The organism is Geodermatophilus obscurus DSM 43160, assembly GCF_000025345.1.
In the GTDB taxonomy this organism is placed as follows: domain Bacteria; phylum Actinomycetota; class Actinomycetes; order Mycobacteriales; family Geodermatophilaceae; genus Geodermatophilus; species Geodermatophilus obscurus.
Map to the genome: position 1 here is coordinate 4,847,085 of NC_013757.1, position 16,383 is coordinate 4,863,467.

Genomic DNA, 16,383 nt, shown 5'->3' on the forward strand with positions numbered 1-16,383 from the left:
AGCCGCCCCCATGAGCCCCTCCACCCGGGCCCCCCTCCTGGGCCGCGGATCCTGGACCGAGACCCGCCGCATAGCCGACATCCTCCGCAAGGAGACCGTCGGTGGCGCCCTGCTCCTCGCCGCGGCTGCCATCGCGCTGGTCTGGGCCAACTCTCCGTGGGGCGCGGCCTACGAGACCCTCCGCGACACCCGCGTCGGCCCGGCGTCCCTGCACCTGGACCTCACCCTCGGCACGTGGGCCGCCGACGGGCTGCTCGCGATCTTCTTCTTCGTCGCCGGGCTCGAGCTCAAGCGCGAGTTCGTCGCCGGCGACCTGCGCGACCCGCGCCGCGCCGCGCTGCCGATCGCCGCCGCCGTCGGCGGCATGGCCGTGCCGGCCCTCTTCTTCGTGCTGTTCAACCTCGGCCGGGACGACGACGCGCTGCGCGGCTGGGCCATCCCCTCGGCCACCGACATCGCCTTCGCCCTGGCCGTCCTCGCCGTCATCAGCACCCACCTGCCGGCGGCCCTGCGCACCTTCCTGCTCACCCTCGCGGTCGTCGACGACCTGCTCGCGATCGTGGTGATCGCGATCTTCTACACCGCCGACTTCTCCGCCGGGTACCTGGGGCTGTCCCTGGTCCCGCTGGCCGTCTTCGGCCTCCTCGTGCAGCGGCGGATCCGCTCCTGGTGGCTGCTGCTGCCGCTGGCGGCCCTCACCTGGGTGTTTATGCACGAGTCGGGAGTGCACGCGACGGTCGCCGGCGTGCTGCTGGCGTTCACCGTCCCGGTCGTCCGCAGCGCGGCTGCAGGCGGCCCGGAGGCCGGGCCGGGCCTCGCCGAGCACTTCGAGCACCGGTTCCGGCCGATCTCGGCGGGCGTCGCCGTCCCGGTGTTCGCCTTCTTCTCCGCCGGTGTCGCGGTCGGCGGGCTCTCCGGCCTGGCCGAGTCGATCACCGACAGCGTCGCGGTGGGCATCACCGCCGGGCTGGTGCTGGGCAAGGCGATCGGCATCACCGGCGCGACCTGGCTGGTCTCCCGCTTCACGCGGGCCGAGCTCGACGAGGCGCTCGGCTGGCCCGACGTCGTCGGCCTGTCCCTGCTCGGCGGGATCGGCTTCACCGTCTCCCTGCTGATCACCGAACTGGCCTTCGGCCTGGGCACGCCGACCTACGACCACGCGAAGGTCGGCATCCTGACCGGCACTCTGCTGGCCGCGCTCTTGGCCACGGTGATCCTGCGGCTGCGCAACCGCCGATACAAGCGCATCTACGAGGACGAGCGGGCCGACTTCGACCGGGACGGCATCCCGGACGTGTACCAGCGCGAGACCGTGGACGACCGCGCCGACCACCGACGGGACCGAGACGGTGGCCCTCCGCCCGGGCGCACCGCCGGCGGTTCCGCCGAGGGCTGAAAATCGGCGTTGCAGCCCCCCTCGGATGCGACGTACCGTCGAGGTACACGAGAGAGGAGGTGGTCCGTAACTTGCATGCTTACCGGACTCGTGAGGTGGCTGTCCGCTAGCCGCCGTCCAGATGGGCCGCCCGTTCAGACGACAGTCTGAGCGACGGCAGATCGCCCGTCCGTCGTACGGCGGCGAGCGAGAACCGGACAGTCACCCGACCCCCGGGCCGCCGGCATTTGTCCAGCCGGCCCGCGTGCTGCTCCCCTCTTCGGAGGGCCGGGCGCCGCGGAGCAGCCCGGGGGTTGTCCGTTCTCCGGGGAGGCCCGCGCTGTCGACCGGCCGCCCTGTCGGGACCGACGTCTCCCCCGGCGCCTGGGTCGCCGCGGCCCTCCGGGACGACCGCTCCGTCGCGTCCCTCGTGCCCCCGGTCTTCGAGGCCTACGCCCGCGTGCTGCACCCCGCCGTGCGCTATGCCGGGGACGACGACGTCGACGTCCGCTGGGACGAGGTCGCGGCCTACAACGGCACCACCGCGCACCGGCTGATGCAGTGGCCGGCGATCACCGGCTCGTGGGAGTACGTCGGCGAGGAGGACCAGCCCGACGTCTGGAACGACAGCCCCGCCGAGGGCCACCTGCCCGCACACGTCGCCGCCGCCCTGGCCACGCTGCTCGCCGGGTGGACGACCACGCCGCAGGAGTGCTGGTTCGGCTGGTGCGACGACGCCGCCACCGACCGGCCGCACCTGACGCTGCCCACCTGCGACCTGCTGCTGCGGAGCGGTCCGATCACGCTGGCCGCGGCCAACTTCGCCCCCGAGCCGCAGGAGCAGAGCGCGGCCGTGTGGTGGCCCGCCGACCGCGCCTGGTTCGTGGCCACGGACCCCACCCTGATGAGCACCTACGTCGGCGGGCCGGCCGGCGCGGTCGACGCCCTCCTCGGCGCACCGCTGGAGGTGCACCCGGCGTCTCCCGACGACCCGATCGGCCACGACACCGACCTGGTCAACCCCGCCCCGACCCGCTTCTGAAGAAGGACCCCCTGCCCCCTCTCTCAGAGGACGGCGAGTTCCGCGGCCAGGTCGTCGAGGCCGAGCGAGCCCTGCGACAGCGCGGCCATGTGCCAGGCCCGGCGGTCGAACGCGGCGCCGCGCGCCCGCTGCGCCGCCGCCCGGCCCTGCAGCCAGGCGCGCTCCCCGAGCTTGTAGCTGATCGCCTGCCCCGGCAGGCCGAGGTAGCGGACCAGCTCGCTGTCGAGGAAGGCCGGAGTCGCACCGCTGTGCTCGCCGAGGAAGGCGCGGGCCAGCTCCGGCGTCCACGGCCGCCCGCGGTGCTCGGCCAGGGCGCCGTCGGCGTCGTCCGGAACGGGCAGGCCCAGGTGCATGCCGATGTCGATGACCACCCGGACCGCGCGCAGCTGCTGGGCGTCGAGGAAGCCCAGCCGCGTGCCGGGGTCGGGAAAGTAGCCGAGCTCGTCCATGAGGCGCTCGGCGTACAGCGCCCAGCCCTCGACGTTCGCCCCGACCGAGCCCAGCGACGTCTGGTAGGTCGACAGCTGCCCGGAGACGTACGCCCACTGGGCCAGCTGCAAGTGGTGGCCCGGGACGCCCTCGTGGTACCAGATCGAGGTCAGGTCCCAGAGCGGGAAGCGCTCCCGGCCCAGGGTGGGCAGCCAGGTGCGGCCCGGCCGGGAGAAGTCCTGCGCGGGCCGCGTGTAGTACGGCGCGGCGGCGCTGCCGGGCGGCGCGATCATCGCCTCGACGCGGCGGATCGGCTCGGCGAGGTCGAAGTGCACGCCGTCCAGCGCCTCGATCGCGTCGTCCATCATGGTCTGGAGCCGCTCGCGGATGGCCTCGACGCCGTCGACGGCGGGACCGTGCACGTCCAGCCAGCGCATCGCCTCCATCGGCGTCCCGCCGGGCACCACGCGCTCGGCCTCGGCCCGCTGCTCGGCGAGGATCCGCCGGTGCTCGGCCCAGCCCCAGGCGCAGGCCTCCTCCAGCCCGTCCCCGGCGCCGAGGTCCGAGCCGGTCCAGCGGCGGGCGGCCAGCGCGTAGCGGTCGCGGCCGACGGCGTCCGGCGTCCCCTCGGTCTGCGGCAGGTAGACGTCGCGGAGGAAGTCCCGCACCTCGGCGACCGCGCCGTCGGCGGCCCGGGCGGCGGCGTCCAGCTCGCCGCGGAGGGCGTCCGGGCCGCCCGCGGCGAACCCGCCGAAGAAGGGCCCGGCCAGCCACTCGCCGAGCTGCGCCACGACCGTCGACACCTGGCGCGGCGCCACGAGCAGACCGCGGCGGGCACCCTCCTCCAGCGACGCGCGGAACCCGCGGTAGGCCTCGGGGACGCGCGCCATCCGGCGGGCGACGACGGCCCAGTCGTCCTCCGACGCCGTCGGCATGAGCAGGAAGACCTGGCGGATCGAGTGCACCGGGCTGAACAGGTTCGACAGCGCCCGCAGCCCCTCGCCGGCCTCGTGCACGGCCAGCTCCGCACGCAGCCGCTCGCGCAGCAGCCGGGCGCAGCGCCGCTCCACCGGGTCGCCGTCCAGGGCGGGGTCGGCGGCCAGCACCCCGTCCAGCTCGGCGACGGTGTCGCGGGCCAGCTGCGCTTCGGCCTCCAGCCCGGCGGGACCGGGGTCGGGCAGCCGGTCGTCGCCGGGGCGGGTGCCCAGCGAGGTGGCGACGATCGGGTCGAGCTCGCAGACCGCGTCGACGTAGCGGTCGGCCACCTGGCGCGGGGTCACCGCAGCCGCTCCAGCCGGGCCGACATGGTCGGCCGCAGCGGATCGTCGCCGGTGGCACGGTCGATGGCGTACATGAGCGCCCCTTCGACGATGCCGTACAGCCGCACCGCGCGGGACACCTCGGGGGCATCCGGCGTCCGGGCGAGGACGTCGGTGGTCAGCTCCCAGCTGGTCGTCGTCCGGGCCCGGCCGACGTACAGCTCGACCAGCCCGTCGGGGCTGGTGACCAGCAGCTCGACGTCGTCCCCGCCGCCGCGGGGACGCCAGAAGCCGGACTCCCGGACGGCGGGCCCGACGACCTCGCCCTCGTCGGTGAGCCGCCAGGTGCGCGAGTCGTAGGCCAGGAAGCCGCGGCCGTCGTGGCTGAACCGGATCCACTGGCCGAAGCGGTGGTCCCCCCCGGCCCCGGCGGCCTGCCCCTCGCCGTGCCACTCGCCGAGCAGCGGCAGGACGGCGAGCAGCTCCTCGGAGACCTCCGGGCCGGAGCGGACGTCGACGGTGTCGGCGACCGGCAGCTCGGTGGCACCACCCACGGACTCGCTCACGAGACCTCCTCGCTGGCGCTCGTCGGCCGCGTTCGCGGCGCTGCTGTGCCCATGGATGAGCTCGCAGGCTCGCTCACCGACGCACCTCCCGTGGACGGCGGGCGAGCCGGGCGGCGCCGTACCCGCAGCCGAGCGCCGCGAAGGACGTCAGGGCGACGAGGACCCAGGCAGAGACCATGCGCTCCACCGTAGGACTGCCCGGCCCCGGCCTCCCTGCAGGGCCCCGGCCCCGTCCAGGGCACCGTCCTGGGCGTGCGGAGACGGGGAGGACGGGGTCCTCCCTCAGGCGGTCGCCGGAACCGCGCCGGCCGTGGCCGCGACCACCTCGTCCCAGGGCGTGGGGGTTAGTCCGAACGTGGCCGTCGTCGCCGACGCGTCGATCACGTAGGGCCGGTCGAACTGGTGCCGGACGTCGACCACCTCGCGCATGACCGGCGAGACCAGCCCGACGGCACGCAGCACCGGCCACGGGACGGCGCGCACCCGGGCCGGCGGCCCGCCGATCGCCGCCGCCAGGTCGGTCAGCGCCTGCCGCTGCGAGCGCGGGGGTGCGCTCGGCACGTGCCAGGCCCGGCCCGGTGCCCGCTCGTCGGTACCCAGGGTCACCAGCGTCGCCGCGACGTCCGGCAGGTACGCCCAGCTGCGCGGGACGTCGGGATCGCCGACCACCCAGGCAGGGCGGCCGCGGCGCAGCGCGGGCAGCTGCCGGACGAGGTGCGAGTGGGCGGCGGGCACCTGGGGACCGACGAAGTCCGCGGCGCGCGCCTCGGTGACCCGCACCCGGCCGGCCTCGTGCGCGGCCAGCGCGTCGGTCCACATCGCGATGCGCACCCGCCCCTTGAGGTCGGTCGCGGCCAGCGGGCTGTCAGGCGCCATCGGGCCGGTCGGGGCGCCGTAGACGTACAGGTTGGACATCGTGACCAGCACCGCGCCCATCCGCTCGGCCGCGGCGAGGGCGTCCGCGTCGGTCGCGTCCACCCGCCGGTGCTCGACGGCGTCGGTCGACGTCCCCCCGCTGCGCGACAGCACCCGGACCCGGTGCCCCCGGGCAGCCAGCAGGTCGGCGGTCGTCGTCCCGACCGGGCCCTTGCCCACGACCACGTGCAGTGCCATGACTCCTCCTCGGGATCCGGCAAGAGCACTGCTCTCCGATGACGACGACGCTCGCACGACGCCGACGGAGAGTCAAGAGCAGTGCTCTCGGTTGCGTGCATCGATCACAGCAGCGAGTATCGGCTGCATGCCGTCCACCCTCCGCGACCGCGTCCGCGCAGAGGTGATCGCCGAGATCACCGCCGTCGCTCGGCGGCAGTTGGCCGAGGTGGGTGCCGCCGGCCTCTCGTTGCGGGCGGTCGCCCGGGAGATGGGCATGGCCTCGTCGGCGGTCTACCGCTACTTCCCCAGCCGCGACGACCTGCTCACCCGGCTGATCACCGACGGCTACGACGCCTTGGGAGCGGCCGGCGAGGCCGCCGACGACCCGGGCGCGGCACCGCGGGAGCGCTGGCTGGCGGTGTGCCGCGCCGTCCGGTCGTGGGCCCGGGCACACCAGCACGAGTACGCGCTGCTCTACGGCTCCCCCGTGCCCGGGTACGCGGCCCCGCGCGACACCGTCCCCGCGGCGGCGCGGGTCGGCGTGGTCCTGGGCCGGATCCTCGGCGACGCAGCCCGCAGCGGCGCGCTGCCCGAGGCGGCCGGGGTCGACCGGGATCCGGAGCTGGTGAGCGACGAGACGGCCGCCGTCCTCGGCGGGGACCACCCCGCTCTCGACGACGCCGTCCGGCTGCGCGCGCTGCTGGCCTGGAGCTCGCTCTACGGGACCATCAGCTTCGAGTTGTTCGGCCACCTCGTCGGGTCGGTGCTGGACACGGACCGCTGGTTCGAAGCCGCCATGCGCGAGTTGGCCACGCTCGTCGGCCTCTAGGACGGTCGCGCGGCTCCTCCGCCGGCAAGTCGAGCGGCTGACTATTCACCTGATGTCTACTCGTGGTGTGGACAGCCTCCCATGTCGATGACCGAGCTCCACCTGGCGCTGCTCGCCGGCGCGCCACGACACGGCTACGACATCAAGCACGAGCACGACGCGTGGTTCCCGGACAGCCGCCCCCTCGCGTTCGGCCAGGTGTACGCGACGCTGGCGCGCCTGCAGCGTGACGGCCTGGCCGAGATGGTGGAGACCCGCACCGACGGCGGTCCCGAGCGGACGGTCTACGCACTGACCGAGGACGGCGAGCGGCGACTGCGCACGTGGCTGGCCGAGCCGGCTTCCGCCACCGGGTCCGGTGCGGAGGAGATCGTGCGCAAGACGGTCGCCGCTCTGCACACCGGCATCGACGTGCAGGGCTTCGTCAGCCGCCAGCGGACCGCCCACCTGCGCCGCATGCGTGAGCTGCAGCGGACCCCACCCGGCACCGGCGCGGCGGAGCGACTCGTCCGCGAACACGTCATCGCCCACCTCGACGCCGACCTGCGCTGGCTCGAGCTGGCCACTGATCTGCTGCCGTCCCCCGACGACCAGCAGGCCCTCCGCACGCCCGCCGAGAGGAAGAGCTCATGAGCACGAGCACGGTCGAACTGCTCGGGGTCAGCCACGCCTACGGGAGGACCCAGGCGCTGCGGGACGTCTCGCTGGCCGTCGCACCCGGCGAGGTCGTCGCGGTGACCGGCCCCAGCGGGTGCGGCAAGTCCACGCTGCTCATGCTCGCCGCCGGGGTGCTGCGCACCCGGAGCGGCCGGGTCGTGCTGGCCGGCACAGACCTCGCCGACGCCGACGAGGCGACACGGGCGAGGATCCGGCGGCGTTCGGTGGGCATCGTGCTGCAGTTCGGTCAGCTGGTGCCCGACCTCCCGGTGCTGGACAACGTCGCGCTCCCGCTGCTGTTGGAGGGCCGCGCGAGGCTCGCGCCGCCGCCGCCGGGTGGCTCGACCGGGTCGGCCTGGACGTGCCGCCCACGGCGTTGCCGAGCGACCTCTCCGGTGGGCAGGCGCAGCTGGCCGCGGCCGCCCGGGCACTGGTGGCCGGCCCGCTGCTGCTGCCCGCCGACGAGCCCACCGCGAGCCTGGACACCGCGACCGGCCGGCAGATGCTCGACCTCCTGGTCACCACCACGACGCAGGCCGGCGGCTGGTCGTACTGGTCAGCCACGACAACGCGGTCGCCGCCCGTGCCGACCGCGAGGTCCGGCTGCGCCAGGGATCCGTCGTGCACGAGGTGGCCCTCTCGTGAGGACGACGACCGTCTGGCTCCTCACCCGGCCGCGGTCCGCCGCCTCGCGCACGCGAGGCCCGCTGGTCGCCGTCGGCGCCGCCGTGGCGGGCGCGCTGACCCTGGCCGCCCTCGCCGTCCTGCGCGTCCCCACGGTGTCGTGGCGCACGGAGGCCGACGGGGTCCTCCCGACCCCCGACCCCCGGCTCTCCCCGCTGGTGACCGAGGCGGGGCTCCAGCCCGGCGTCCTCACCGGGCTGGTGCTGCTCGTGGTGCCGGCCCTGGCGCTGGTCTGGCAGGCCCCTCAACACCGGCAGCGCGCGACGGACGGCCACCCTGCACGCCCTGCGCCTGGTCGGCGCCACACCGGCCGACCTGCGCCGCCTCGCCGCGGCGGATGCCGGCGTCCCCGGGCTCGTCGGCGGGCTGCTGGCCGGTCCGCTCCACGTCCTGCTGTGGCTCGTGCTGCGCGCCGCCGTCCCGCCGTCCGCCCGGCTGCTGCCCCCGCTCGGCCCGGCTGACGTCCTCGGCTGGCCGACCGTCGCGGTGCTCGCCGGGTTGGTCGCGGCCGCCGCAGGCGCCTGGTCGACCCGCGCGCGGCGCCGGCGCGGCGTCCGCCTGCGGTGGCGGCTGGCCGGACTGGTGCTCGCGGTCATCGCAATCGCGGCCGCCCTGCAGACCAGGAGCGTGGGTCCCGCCACCTCGGTCGCACTGCTCGGCGGCGCACTGCTCCTGTTCCTCGTCGCCGTGCTGACCGCCGGCTCGGCGTGGGTCGGCTGGCGAGCCCGACGGCTGGCGCGCAGCGGCCGGGCGGTGGACGTCCTGGCCGCCGCCGGGCTGCGCGCTCTGAGTGGGCCGGCCGGCCGGACCGCAGGCTCGGTGTTCGTCGCCGGGATCGCGCTCGGCATCGCGTCGGTGCTCACCGCCGTCCTGCTCACGGGCGACGGCTACGGGGGGTTGTCCGGACACCTCCCGGGCCTCGCGCTCACCGCCACCGCGGCGTTCCTCGCCGTGCTGGTGGCGATCGCGGGGATGACCCTGGCCGCGGCTGACGACCTGGTGACCACGCGACGGGCGCTGGCCTCGACCGCCGCGCTCGGTGCCTCCCCGGCCACGCTGGACCGAGTGCAGCGGCGCCGCCTCCAGGTGGTCACCGTGACGCCGATGGCCGCCGGCGTGCTGGTGGGCGCCGTCGTCTACCCGGCCCCGCTGATCGTGTCGAGCCCGCTGTTCCTGGCTGCGCTCGGGGTGCTGCCGGTCGCGGTGCTGCTGGTGTGGGCGGCGTGCGCCGCGGTCGTCCGGGTGCTGCGGTCGAGGACCAGGCTCGCCGCCGACCCGTCCTCGCTGCGGGTCGCCTGATGCACCCGTAGCAGACGCCGGGCGGCGACGAGCCCGCGGCGGTGGTCACTACCGGCAGCTCGCCGACCAGGCCCGGGAACGTCGGCAGGTCCCGCTCCGGTCGGCGGCGCGCCGGACCTGCGTCGACATGCCACGCCACCGCCGCATGCCGCGGCGGTGGCGTGGCGTGCTCCCGACGGCCGTCATCCTGGCCCTCGTCGCCGTCCTGCCGGCCCGGGTCCGCCGGGAAACCGGTACCGATCGGCGACGCCCCGGTTGAGTCCCGACCCGATGGGGCAGGCTGGCGGACCGGAGCGGCACAGGGAGGTGGCGGGAGCGTGGGTGCACGGGCAGCCGGCGAGGGCGGTGACGACGTGGCCCTCCACGACGTGGAGACGCTGCTCTCGCGCACGCTCGCCCGGTACGAGCGCGTGCTGGCCAACGTCGCCGACGGCATCTACGGCCTCGACGCCGACGGGCGCGTCGAGTTCGTCAACCCGGCGGCGGTGCGGATGACCGGGCTCGCCGCCGAGGAGCAGCTGGGGCGCGACCAGCACGCGGTGATCCACGGGCGCCGGCCCGACGGCTCGCCGTACCCGAAGCAGGAGTGCCCGGTCTGGCGCGCCCTGCGGACCGGCCGACCGGTCACCGCCGACGACGAGGTCTTCTGGCACCGCGACGGCACCGCGGTGCCGGTCGAGCTGATCGCCGTCCCCACGCTGGAGGACGGCGCGGTGACCGGTGTGGTGGTGTCCTTCCGGGACCTGACCGACCGGCTGGCGGCCCGGCGGCAGGCCGACGAGCTGCGCCGGGTGACCGCGCGGGCCGCGGAGCAGCGCGCGCTGTCCGACCGGCTGCAGCAGGCCCTGCTGACCCCGCCGCCGGAGCCCGACCATCTGCAGGTCGCCGTGCGGTACCGCCCGGCCGCGCACGGGGCGCAGGTCGGCGGCGACTGGTACGACGCGTTCCTCCAGCCCGACGGCGCGACGATGCTGGTGATCGGGGACGTCGTCGGACACGACAGCGACGCCGCCGCGGCGATGGGCCAGCTGCGCGGCCTGCTGCGGGCGCTCGCCTACGACAACGACGAGCCACCGTCGGCGACGCTGTCCCGGGCCGAGCACGTGGCGCGCGGGCTCGCGGTGAGCACGATGGCGACCGTCGTCCTCGCCCGCGTCGAGCGGCACCCGGACGTGCCCGTGGCCGGAACCCGCGTGTTGCGCTGGAGCAACGCCGGACACCTCCCGCCGGTGCTGCTCGCCCCCGACGGCTCGACCACGCTGCTCGAGACCCGCCCCGAGCTGATGCTCGGCATCGACCCCGACGCACCGCGCACCGACCACACCGCCGAACTGGGCGACGGGTACACCCTGCTGCTGGTCACCGACGGCCTGGTCGAGCGCCGGGACGCCGACCTGGACGAGGGGCTGGCCGCGCTGCAGGAGGCGCTGCGCGACCTCGGCGGCACGCCGCTGGAGGAGCTCTGCGACACGTTGCTGGCCCGGATGCTGCCCGAGCCCGGCGCCGACGACGTCGCGATCGTCGCCGTCCGGACCCACCCCGAGGACCGTCCCCGGCCGCCCGAGGCCGGCCCCAACCGCCTGCCGCCCGGCGTCGACTGACGAAGGACCCCCTGCCCCGCATCATGGAAGGACCCCGTCCTCCCCACCCCTCGCAGGCTCCGGGTGGTGCCCTGCACGGGCCCGGCGGCGGGACCTGCAGGGGCCGACGCCGAGGGTGGCCACGGAACGGGGCCGGACACGACAGCGCCCCTCCCGCTCGGGCGGGAGGGGCGCTGTGTCGTCTCGCTCAGGCGATGGCGACCGTCGTCTCGTTCAGGCCGACGTCGGCGGTGAGCACGCGCTCACCCCTGCCGACCGGTGCGAGCGAGCGCAGCTTCCAGTTCCCCGGGGCGGCGAAGAAGCGGAACTCGCCCTCGGGGCTGGTCACCACCTCGGCGGTGAACTCGTCGGTGGCGTCGAGCAGCCGGACGTAGGCACCGGCGACGGGGGCGCCGTCGTGCCAGACCTGGCCCTGGATGACCGTCTGGGTCGCCAGGTCCACGCCGGCCAGGGTGCCGCCCTGCTTCGGGGCTCCGCACATGTCAGCTCACTTCTCGATCGGGACGCCGACCAGCGAGCCGTACTCGACCCAGCTGCCGTCGTAGTTCTTGACGTCGGGCTTGCCCAGCAGCTCGCGCAGCACGAACCACGTGTGGCTCGAGCGCTCGCCGATCCGGCAGTAGGCGATGGTCGCCTTGCTGTCGTCGTAGCCCTGCTCGTCATAGAGGGCGGCGAGCTGCTCGTCGCTCTTGAACGTGCCGTCCTCGTTGGCCGCCTTGCTCCACGGGATGTTCTTCGCGGTCGGGACGTGCCCGCCCTTCTGCGCCATCTCCTGCGGCAGGTGCGCGGGCGCCAGGATCTTGCCCGAGAACTCGTCGGGCGAGCGGACGTCGATCAGGTTCTTCGAGCCGATCGAGGCGACGACCTCGTCGCGGAACGCGCGGATCGAGAGGTCGGGGTCCTTGGCCGTGTACTGGGTGGCCGGGCGCTCCACGACGTCCTTGGACAGCGGGCGGCCGTCGAGCTCCCACTTCTTGCGGCCGCCGTCGATGAGCTTGACGCTCTCGTGGCCGTAGAGCTTGAAGTACCAGTACGCGTACGCGGCGAACCAGTTGTTGTTGCCGCCGTAGAGGATCACGGTGTCGTCGTTGCTGATCCCGCGGGAGGACAGCAGTGCCTCGAACGCGGACTTGTCGACGAAGTCGCGGCGCAGCGGGTCCTGCAGGTCCTTCTTCCAGTCCAGCTTGACGGCGCCCTCGAGGTGGCCGCCGTCGTAGGCGCTGGTGTCCTCGTCGACCTCGACGAAGACCAGACCGGGCTGGCCGAGGTGCTCCTGGGCCCAGTCGGCGGTAACGAGCACGTCGTTGCGGCTCATGGGGGGTGTTCCTCCCTGTGGTGGGTGGGTGCGGTGCGGGGGACCGGGCCCCGCGATGCGGCGGACCGCCCGGGTGGTGCGGGGGCGCGACGCGGCGGTGCGGGGGCTTCCGGACGGCGGTCGGGGCACGTCTGGACGAGCGGGCTCGTCCTCAGACGGCCGGACACAGGCAGCTGCCGACGCGGCACAGGTCCACTGTGCGGCGGGAGGTCAGCAGGAAGCCCACGGCCGCGAGGGTAACCGATCACACGTCCCTGCCCGCCCGGGAGGCGGCAGCCGGCACGTGGGCATCGACGACGGCGGCCAGCTCCGCGGGCCGCGGCGCCCCGCTGCTGCGGCCGACCAGCCGGCCCTCCCGGTCCAGGTAGAGCAGCGTCGGCGTGCGGTCGACGCCGAGCGCGCGGACGGCGTCGAGGTGGCTCTCCGCGTCGACCTCCACGTGCACCAGGCCGGGCCGGGTGGCCTGCAGCTGCCGCAGCCGCGCCCGGGTGGCCCGGCACGGTCCGCAGAACGCCGTCGAGAACTGGACGACGGTCAGGTCGGCCCGGTCGGGGTGCACGCCCAGGCGCTCGAGCACCACCCCGTCCGTCCCGTCCACGCCAGGCACCAACCCGGTCCCCCGCCCGGGTGTTCCGGCCGAGGACGGCCCTCCTGCGGGGCCCCACCGCGAGCGTGCCAGCGGTGTCGGGCAGGCAGGTGCCCTCTCAGGTACCCAGCACCGTGTCGGTCGCCTCGACGTGCACCCGCACGCCGTCGTCCGCCGGCGCGACGCCGGTGACCTGCAGGCCGAAGGGCAGCTGCGGGATCGGGTAGCGCAGGTCGAGGGCGTCGTCGACCTGGTCGACGAGGAGGTCGGGCACGTCGACGCCGGCGCCGGAGGCGTCCTCGACGTCGACCACCAGGGTGTCGCCGTCGAGCGACACGGTGCCGGTCGCGGTGAGCGGCACGCTCACCCCGGCGACCTCCACGGTGCGCTGCACGCGCAGCCCGTCGCCGTTCCGCGTCACGGTGGTCCCGGGGCCCAACTCCGCGGCCAGCAGTGCGTAGGCGAGCGTCGCCGTCCCGTCGACCCGCTCGACCGGCACCTGCTGCACCGACCCGGACAGGACGTCCGACAGCGCCACCTGCACGCCCCGCAGCGAGACGTCGGCGCGGGTGCCCTCGGGCTGCCCCAGGTCGGCGCCGGTCAGGCCGATCCGCACGTCGTCGTACCGCCCACCCACCGCCTGGGTGAGGAAGGGGAAGCCCCCGATCTCGACCTCGGGCCGGCCGGCCAGCCCGCCGCGCTCGGCGACCAGCTGTGCCACCCGGTCCTCCGCGAACGCCTCGGCTCCCCGGTCGGCGGCGAAGAGGAGGCCACCCAGGAGCAGCAGGACCACCAGCAGCGCGCGCACGGACGGCCGCTCAGAGGGCGTTCTGCAGCAGGAGCGAGAAGGCCACCGGGGCGGCCGCGGCGACCGGCAGCACCGCCTGCAGCAGGGGCGCCGCCCACGCCCGGCCCGGTCCGCCCGCGACGACGTAGGACGCGGCCAGGCCGACCAGCGCGGCGACTCCGCCCAGGACGAGGCCGGAGAGGAGCGCACCGAGCACCGCGGACACGTCGTCGGCGCCGTGGCGGACCACGGCGACGGCGCCCCCGGCCAGCACCGCCAGCAGCAGGCCGGGCACCCCGCGCGGCACGCCCGCAGCGACCGGCGGCCGGGGCAGCACCAGGTCGACCAGCGCAGCCACCGACAGCGTCGTCCCGACGACGAGCAGCGTGGTGACGCCTGCCGTCGCGTCGCCCGCCCGGGACAGCAGGAGGAGCACGGCGAGCGCGCAGACCGCGCAGACCAGCAGCAGGACGCCGGCCAGCGAGCCGACGACGTCGGAGCGCGGCGCCCGGCGCAGCATCTGGTGCAGCACCGCGGCGAGCAGGCCCAGCCCCGGCACGGCGAGCAGCGCGCCGATCTCCGGCCGCTCGGGCAGCACGACCAGCAGGTCCGCGCCGGCCGCCGCGGCGAGCCCGAGCGCGGGCGCGCCGGCCCGGGCCGGGATACCGGTCGCCGGCACCCATGCGACGACCAGCGCCACCTGCAGGAAGGCGACCGCGGCCAGCCGGCCCGCGTCTCCCGCGGCCGCGGGGAGCAGGACCAGCAGCGCCGTCGCCGCCACGACGGCGGCGGCCGTGGGCAGGTGCCACGCGCGGGCGGGGAGCCCGGACCCCACCTCGGTCGCCGTCACGGGCCGATCGTCGCAGACACCCGGCGCCCGCTCCGCTCGGCCGGCGCCGCGGTGGTCCCGCTCCCGCGTGTCCGGAGCCGGGGACTCCCCGGGCCGGCGGTGTGCGGACGGTTCCGTGTCACGATCCGGTTCCGGACGGGGAGTGCAGCGGCACGTCGGTTATCCTGCTGGCTCATCGACAGCGCTGTCGTGGGCCCCCTGGACGACACCGGTCGTCCCCGGCTCCCCTGAGGAGACGTCATGCGACTCGTGCTCATGACCGCCGCACGTCAGGCCACGACCGAGGTGCTGCCCGCCCTCGGCCTGCTGGGCCACCACGTCCGGGTGGTCGCACCGGAGCTGTCGAGCCTGCTGGACGGTGACTCCGGCGACGTGGTCCTCGTCGACGCGCGGCACGACCTCATCCAGGCCCGGACCCTGTGCGGGCTGCTCTCCTCCACCGGCGTGGCCTCCGCGCTGGTCGCCGTCCTCGCCGAGGGCGGACTGGTCGCGCTGTCGGCCGACTGGGGCATCGACGACGTCCTGCTCGACACCGCCGGCCCGGCCGAGGTCGACGCCCGCCTCAAGTGGGCCACCGCCCGCCGGCTGGCCGCCACCTGCCCCGTCGACGGCGCCGACAGCGGCGTGACGCAGGCAGGCGAGCTGGTCATCGACGAGCACAGCTACTCCGCGAAGCTGCGCGGCCGCCCGCTCGACCTCACGTACAAGGAGTTCGAGCTGCTGAAGTACCTGGCCCAGCACCCGGGCCGGGTCTTCTCCCGGGCACAGCTGCTGCAGGAGATCTGGGGCTACGACTACTTCGGCGGCACCCGCACCGTCGACGTCCACGTGCGCCGGCTGCGGGCCAAGCTGGGCACCGAGCACGAGGCGCTGATCGGCACCGTGCGCAACGTCGGCTACAAGCTCGACCAGCAGGTCGCCGACGCGACCGCGGCGGCCGCACGGGCCGAGGCCGGGTCCCCGACCCGGAACGACACCGAGCTGGTCTGAGGCCCTCCTGTCCGCTGCTCCCCTCGTCCGGGACGTCGACCGGCTCGACCCGGCCGGCGTCGCCGCGGTCCTCGCGCTGCTGCGCGCGGCGACCGCGGCCGACGGGGTCCGCCCGCTGTCGGAGGAGGCCGAGCTGCGGCTGCAGCACGGCGGCCCGGCCGGCGGCCGCGACGTGCTGGCCACCGCCGCCGACGGTGCGCTGACCGGCTACGCGCGGTTCGAGGGCGGCGAGGGCACCGGGGACGCCGAGGCCGAGCTCGTCGTCGCCCCCGGCTCCCGGCGGCGGGGCGTCGGCCGCGCGCTGCTGACCCGGCTCGAGGAGTTGGCCGGGGACCGCCCGCTGCGGGTGTGGGCCCACGGCGACCTGCCCGGATCGGCCGAGCTGGCGCAGCGGCACGGCTACGAGCGGGCGCGGGTGCTGCTGCAGATGCGCCGCGAGCTGGCCGGGGTCGACCCCGAGCCCCGGCTGCGGCTGCCCGAGGGCGTGCAGGTGCGCACCTTCCGATCCGGCACCGACGAGCAGGCGTGGCTGCGCACCAACGCACGGGCCTTCGCCTCCCACCCGGAGCAGGGCAGCTGGACGGCGGAGGACCTGCGGCTGCGCGAGGCCGAGCCCTGGTTCGACCCGGCCGGCTTCTTCCTCGCCTGGGACGGCGACCGGCTGCTGGGCTCCCACTGGACGAAGGTCCACCCGCCGGGTGACGAGGGGCCGGAGGCGGTCGGCGAGGTCTACGTGCTGGGCATCGACCCGGACGCGCAGGGCCTGGGCCTGGGCCGTGCACTCACCGACGTGGGGCTGGCCCACCTGCGCCGCCTCGGGCTGCGGCAGGTGCTGCTCTACGTCGAGGAGGACAACACCGCGGCGGTGACGCTCTACGAGCGCAGCGGCTTCACCCGGCACGCCGTCGACGTCTCCTGGCGCCGCGCCCGCTGAGAAAGGACCCCGTCCTCCCCACCCTTCGCGAGCTCAGGGCGGGGCCCTGGACGGGGCCGCGGTGAGCATCGGGACGGGGCCAGCG

General features: G+C 75.5%; 18 protein-coding genes. 9 read left to right on the forward strand and 9 right to left on the reverse strand.

Translation table 11 applies throughout. The features are described from left to right. The first annotated feature begins 10 nt into the window (after positions 1-10). Positions 11-1,396 (forward strand): Na+/H+ antiporter NhaA, encoded by a 1,386-nt coding sequence (nhaA, locus tag GOBS_RS22675; protein ID WP_012950602.1) that lies wholly within the window; start codon positions 11-13, stop codon positions 1,394-1,396. Positions 1,397-1,805: 409 nt separating this feature from the next. Next, the gene (locus tag GOBS_RS22680) at positions 1,806-2,417 is read left to right on the forward strand and encodes a hypothetical protein (protein ID WP_243697576.1); all 612 of its coding nucleotides are present in this window, start codon (positions 1,806-1,808) and stop codon (positions 2,415-2,417) included. A gap of 23 nt (positions 2,418-2,440) precedes the next feature. On the opposite strand, the gene GOBS_RS22685 is transcribed toward GOBS_RS22680, so the two are convergent. The 3 genes from GOBS_RS22685 to GOBS_RS22695 form a co-directional block, all read right to left on the reverse strand. Then, positions 2,441-4,126, reverse strand: coding sequence for a DUF885 domain-containing protein (locus GOBS_RS22685; protein WP_012950604.1), 1,686 nt, complete (start codon positions 4,124-4,126; stop codon positions 2,441-2,443). Continuing rightward, positions 4,123-4,671 carry a heme-binding beta-barrel domain-containing protein gene (locus GOBS_RS22690; RefSeq protein WP_012950605.1) on the reverse strand — a complete coding sequence of 183 codons (549 nt, stop codon included), beginning with the start codon at positions 4,669-4,671 and terminating at the stop codon, positions 4,123-4,125. The genes GOBS_RS22685 and GOBS_RS22690 overlap by 4 nt, the downstream gene beginning before the upstream one ends. Before the next feature lie 282 nt (positions 4,672-4,953). After that, entirely contained in the window at positions 4,954-5,784 is an 831-nt protein-coding gene (locus GOBS_RS22695; protein ID WP_012950607.1) for an NAD-dependent epimerase/dehydratase family protein, read from the reverse strand. 127 nt (positions 5,785-5,911) lie between these two features. Here GOBS_RS22695 and GOBS_RS22700 point away from each other — a divergent pair, with 127 nt between their 5' ends. The 5 genes from GOBS_RS22700 (at position 5,912) to GOBS_RS22720 (ending at position 10,836) form a co-directional block, all read left to right on the forward strand. Next, positions 5,912-6,595, forward strand: a complete 684-nt coding sequence (locus GOBS_RS22700) for a TetR/AcrR family transcriptional regulator (protein WP_012950608.1) — start codon at positions 5,912-5,914, stop codon at positions 6,593-6,595. Between the two features lie 87 nt (positions 6,596-6,682). Further along, positions 6,683-7,228: a PadR family transcriptional regulator gene (locus GOBS_RS22705; RefSeq protein ID WP_243697577.1), complete on the forward strand. Its 546-nt coding sequence runs from the start codon at positions 6,683-6,685 to the stop codon at positions 7,226-7,228. Further along, a complete protein-coding gene (locus tag GOBS_RS29855) occupies positions 7,225-8,397 on the forward strand; it encodes an ATP-binding cassette domain-containing protein (RefSeq protein WP_012950610.1) in 1,173 nt (390 codons plus the stop codon). The genes GOBS_RS22705 and GOBS_RS29855 overlap by 4 nt, the downstream gene beginning before the upstream one ends. Beyond that, positions 8,339-9,235, forward strand: a complete 897-nt coding sequence (locus GOBS_RS25820; RefSeq protein ID WP_012950611.1) for a hypothetical protein — start codon at positions 8,339-8,341, stop codon at positions 9,233-9,235. Before GOBS_RS29855 ends, GOBS_RS25820 begins: the two co-directional genes overlap by 59 nt. 317 nt (positions 9,236-9,552) lie before the next feature. Next, a complete protein-coding gene (locus GOBS_RS22720; RefSeq protein WP_012950612.1) occupies positions 9,553-10,836 on the forward strand; it encodes a PP2C family protein-serine/threonine phosphatase in 1,284 nt (427 codons plus the stop codon). Positions 10,837-11,023: 187 nt separating this feature from the next. On the opposite strand, the gene GOBS_RS22725 is transcribed toward GOBS_RS22720, so the two are convergent. From GOBS_RS22725 to GOBS_RS25825, 6 genes are all read right to left on the reverse strand, one after another. After that, positions 11,024-11,317, reverse strand: coding sequence for a DUF1416 domain-containing protein (locus tag GOBS_RS22725; protein ID WP_012950613.1), 294 nt, complete (start codon positions 11,315-11,317; stop codon positions 11,024-11,026). Positions 11,318-11,323: 6 nt separating this feature from the next. Continuing rightward, positions 11,324-12,151, reverse strand: a complete 828-nt coding sequence (locus GOBS_RS22730; RefSeq protein ID WP_012950614.1) for a sulfurtransferase — start codon at positions 12,149-12,151, stop codon at positions 11,324-11,326. 151 nt (positions 12,152-12,302) lie between these two features. Continuing rightward, positions 12,303-12,377: a putative leader peptide gene (locus tag GOBS_RS29860; RefSeq protein ID WP_369803440.1), complete on the reverse strand. Its 75-nt coding sequence runs from the start codon at positions 12,375-12,377 to the stop codon at positions 12,303-12,305. A gap of 18 nt (positions 12,378-12,395) precedes the next feature. Further along, positions 12,396-12,749, reverse strand: a complete 354-nt coding sequence (locus tag GOBS_RS22735; protein ID WP_243697578.1) for a TlpA family protein disulfide reductase — start codon at positions 12,747-12,749, stop codon at positions 12,396-12,398. 106 nt (positions 12,750-12,855) lie between these two features. Next, the gene (locus tag GOBS_RS22740; RefSeq protein WP_012950616.1) at positions 12,856-13,545 is read right to left on the reverse strand and encodes an LmeA family phospholipid-binding protein; all 690 of its coding nucleotides are present in this window, start codon (positions 13,543-13,545) and stop codon (positions 12,856-12,858) included. A 10-nt stretch (positions 13,546-13,555) separates the two neighbouring features. Beyond that, positions 13,556-14,374 carry a hypothetical protein gene (locus GOBS_RS25825; RefSeq protein WP_012950617.1) on the reverse strand — a complete coding sequence of 273 codons (819 nt, stop codon included), beginning with the start codon at positions 14,372-14,374 and terminating at the stop codon, positions 13,556-13,558. Positions 14,375-14,614: 240 nt separating this feature from the next. Here GOBS_RS25825 and GOBS_RS22755 point away from each other — a divergent pair, with 240 nt between their 5' ends. Continuing rightward, positions 14,615-15,364, forward strand: coding sequence for a winged helix-turn-helix transcriptional regulator (locus tag GOBS_RS22755; protein ID WP_012950618.1), 750 nt, complete (start codon positions 14,615-14,617; stop codon positions 15,362-15,364). 7 nt (positions 15,365-15,371) lie between these two features. Then, on the forward strand, positions 15,372-16,298 hold the full coding sequence (gene mshD / locus GOBS_RS22760; protein WP_012950619.1) for a mycothiol synthase: 927 nt from the start codon (positions 15,372-15,374) through the stop codon (positions 16,296-16,298). The last annotated feature ends 85 nt before the right edge of the window (positions 16,299-16,383 follow it).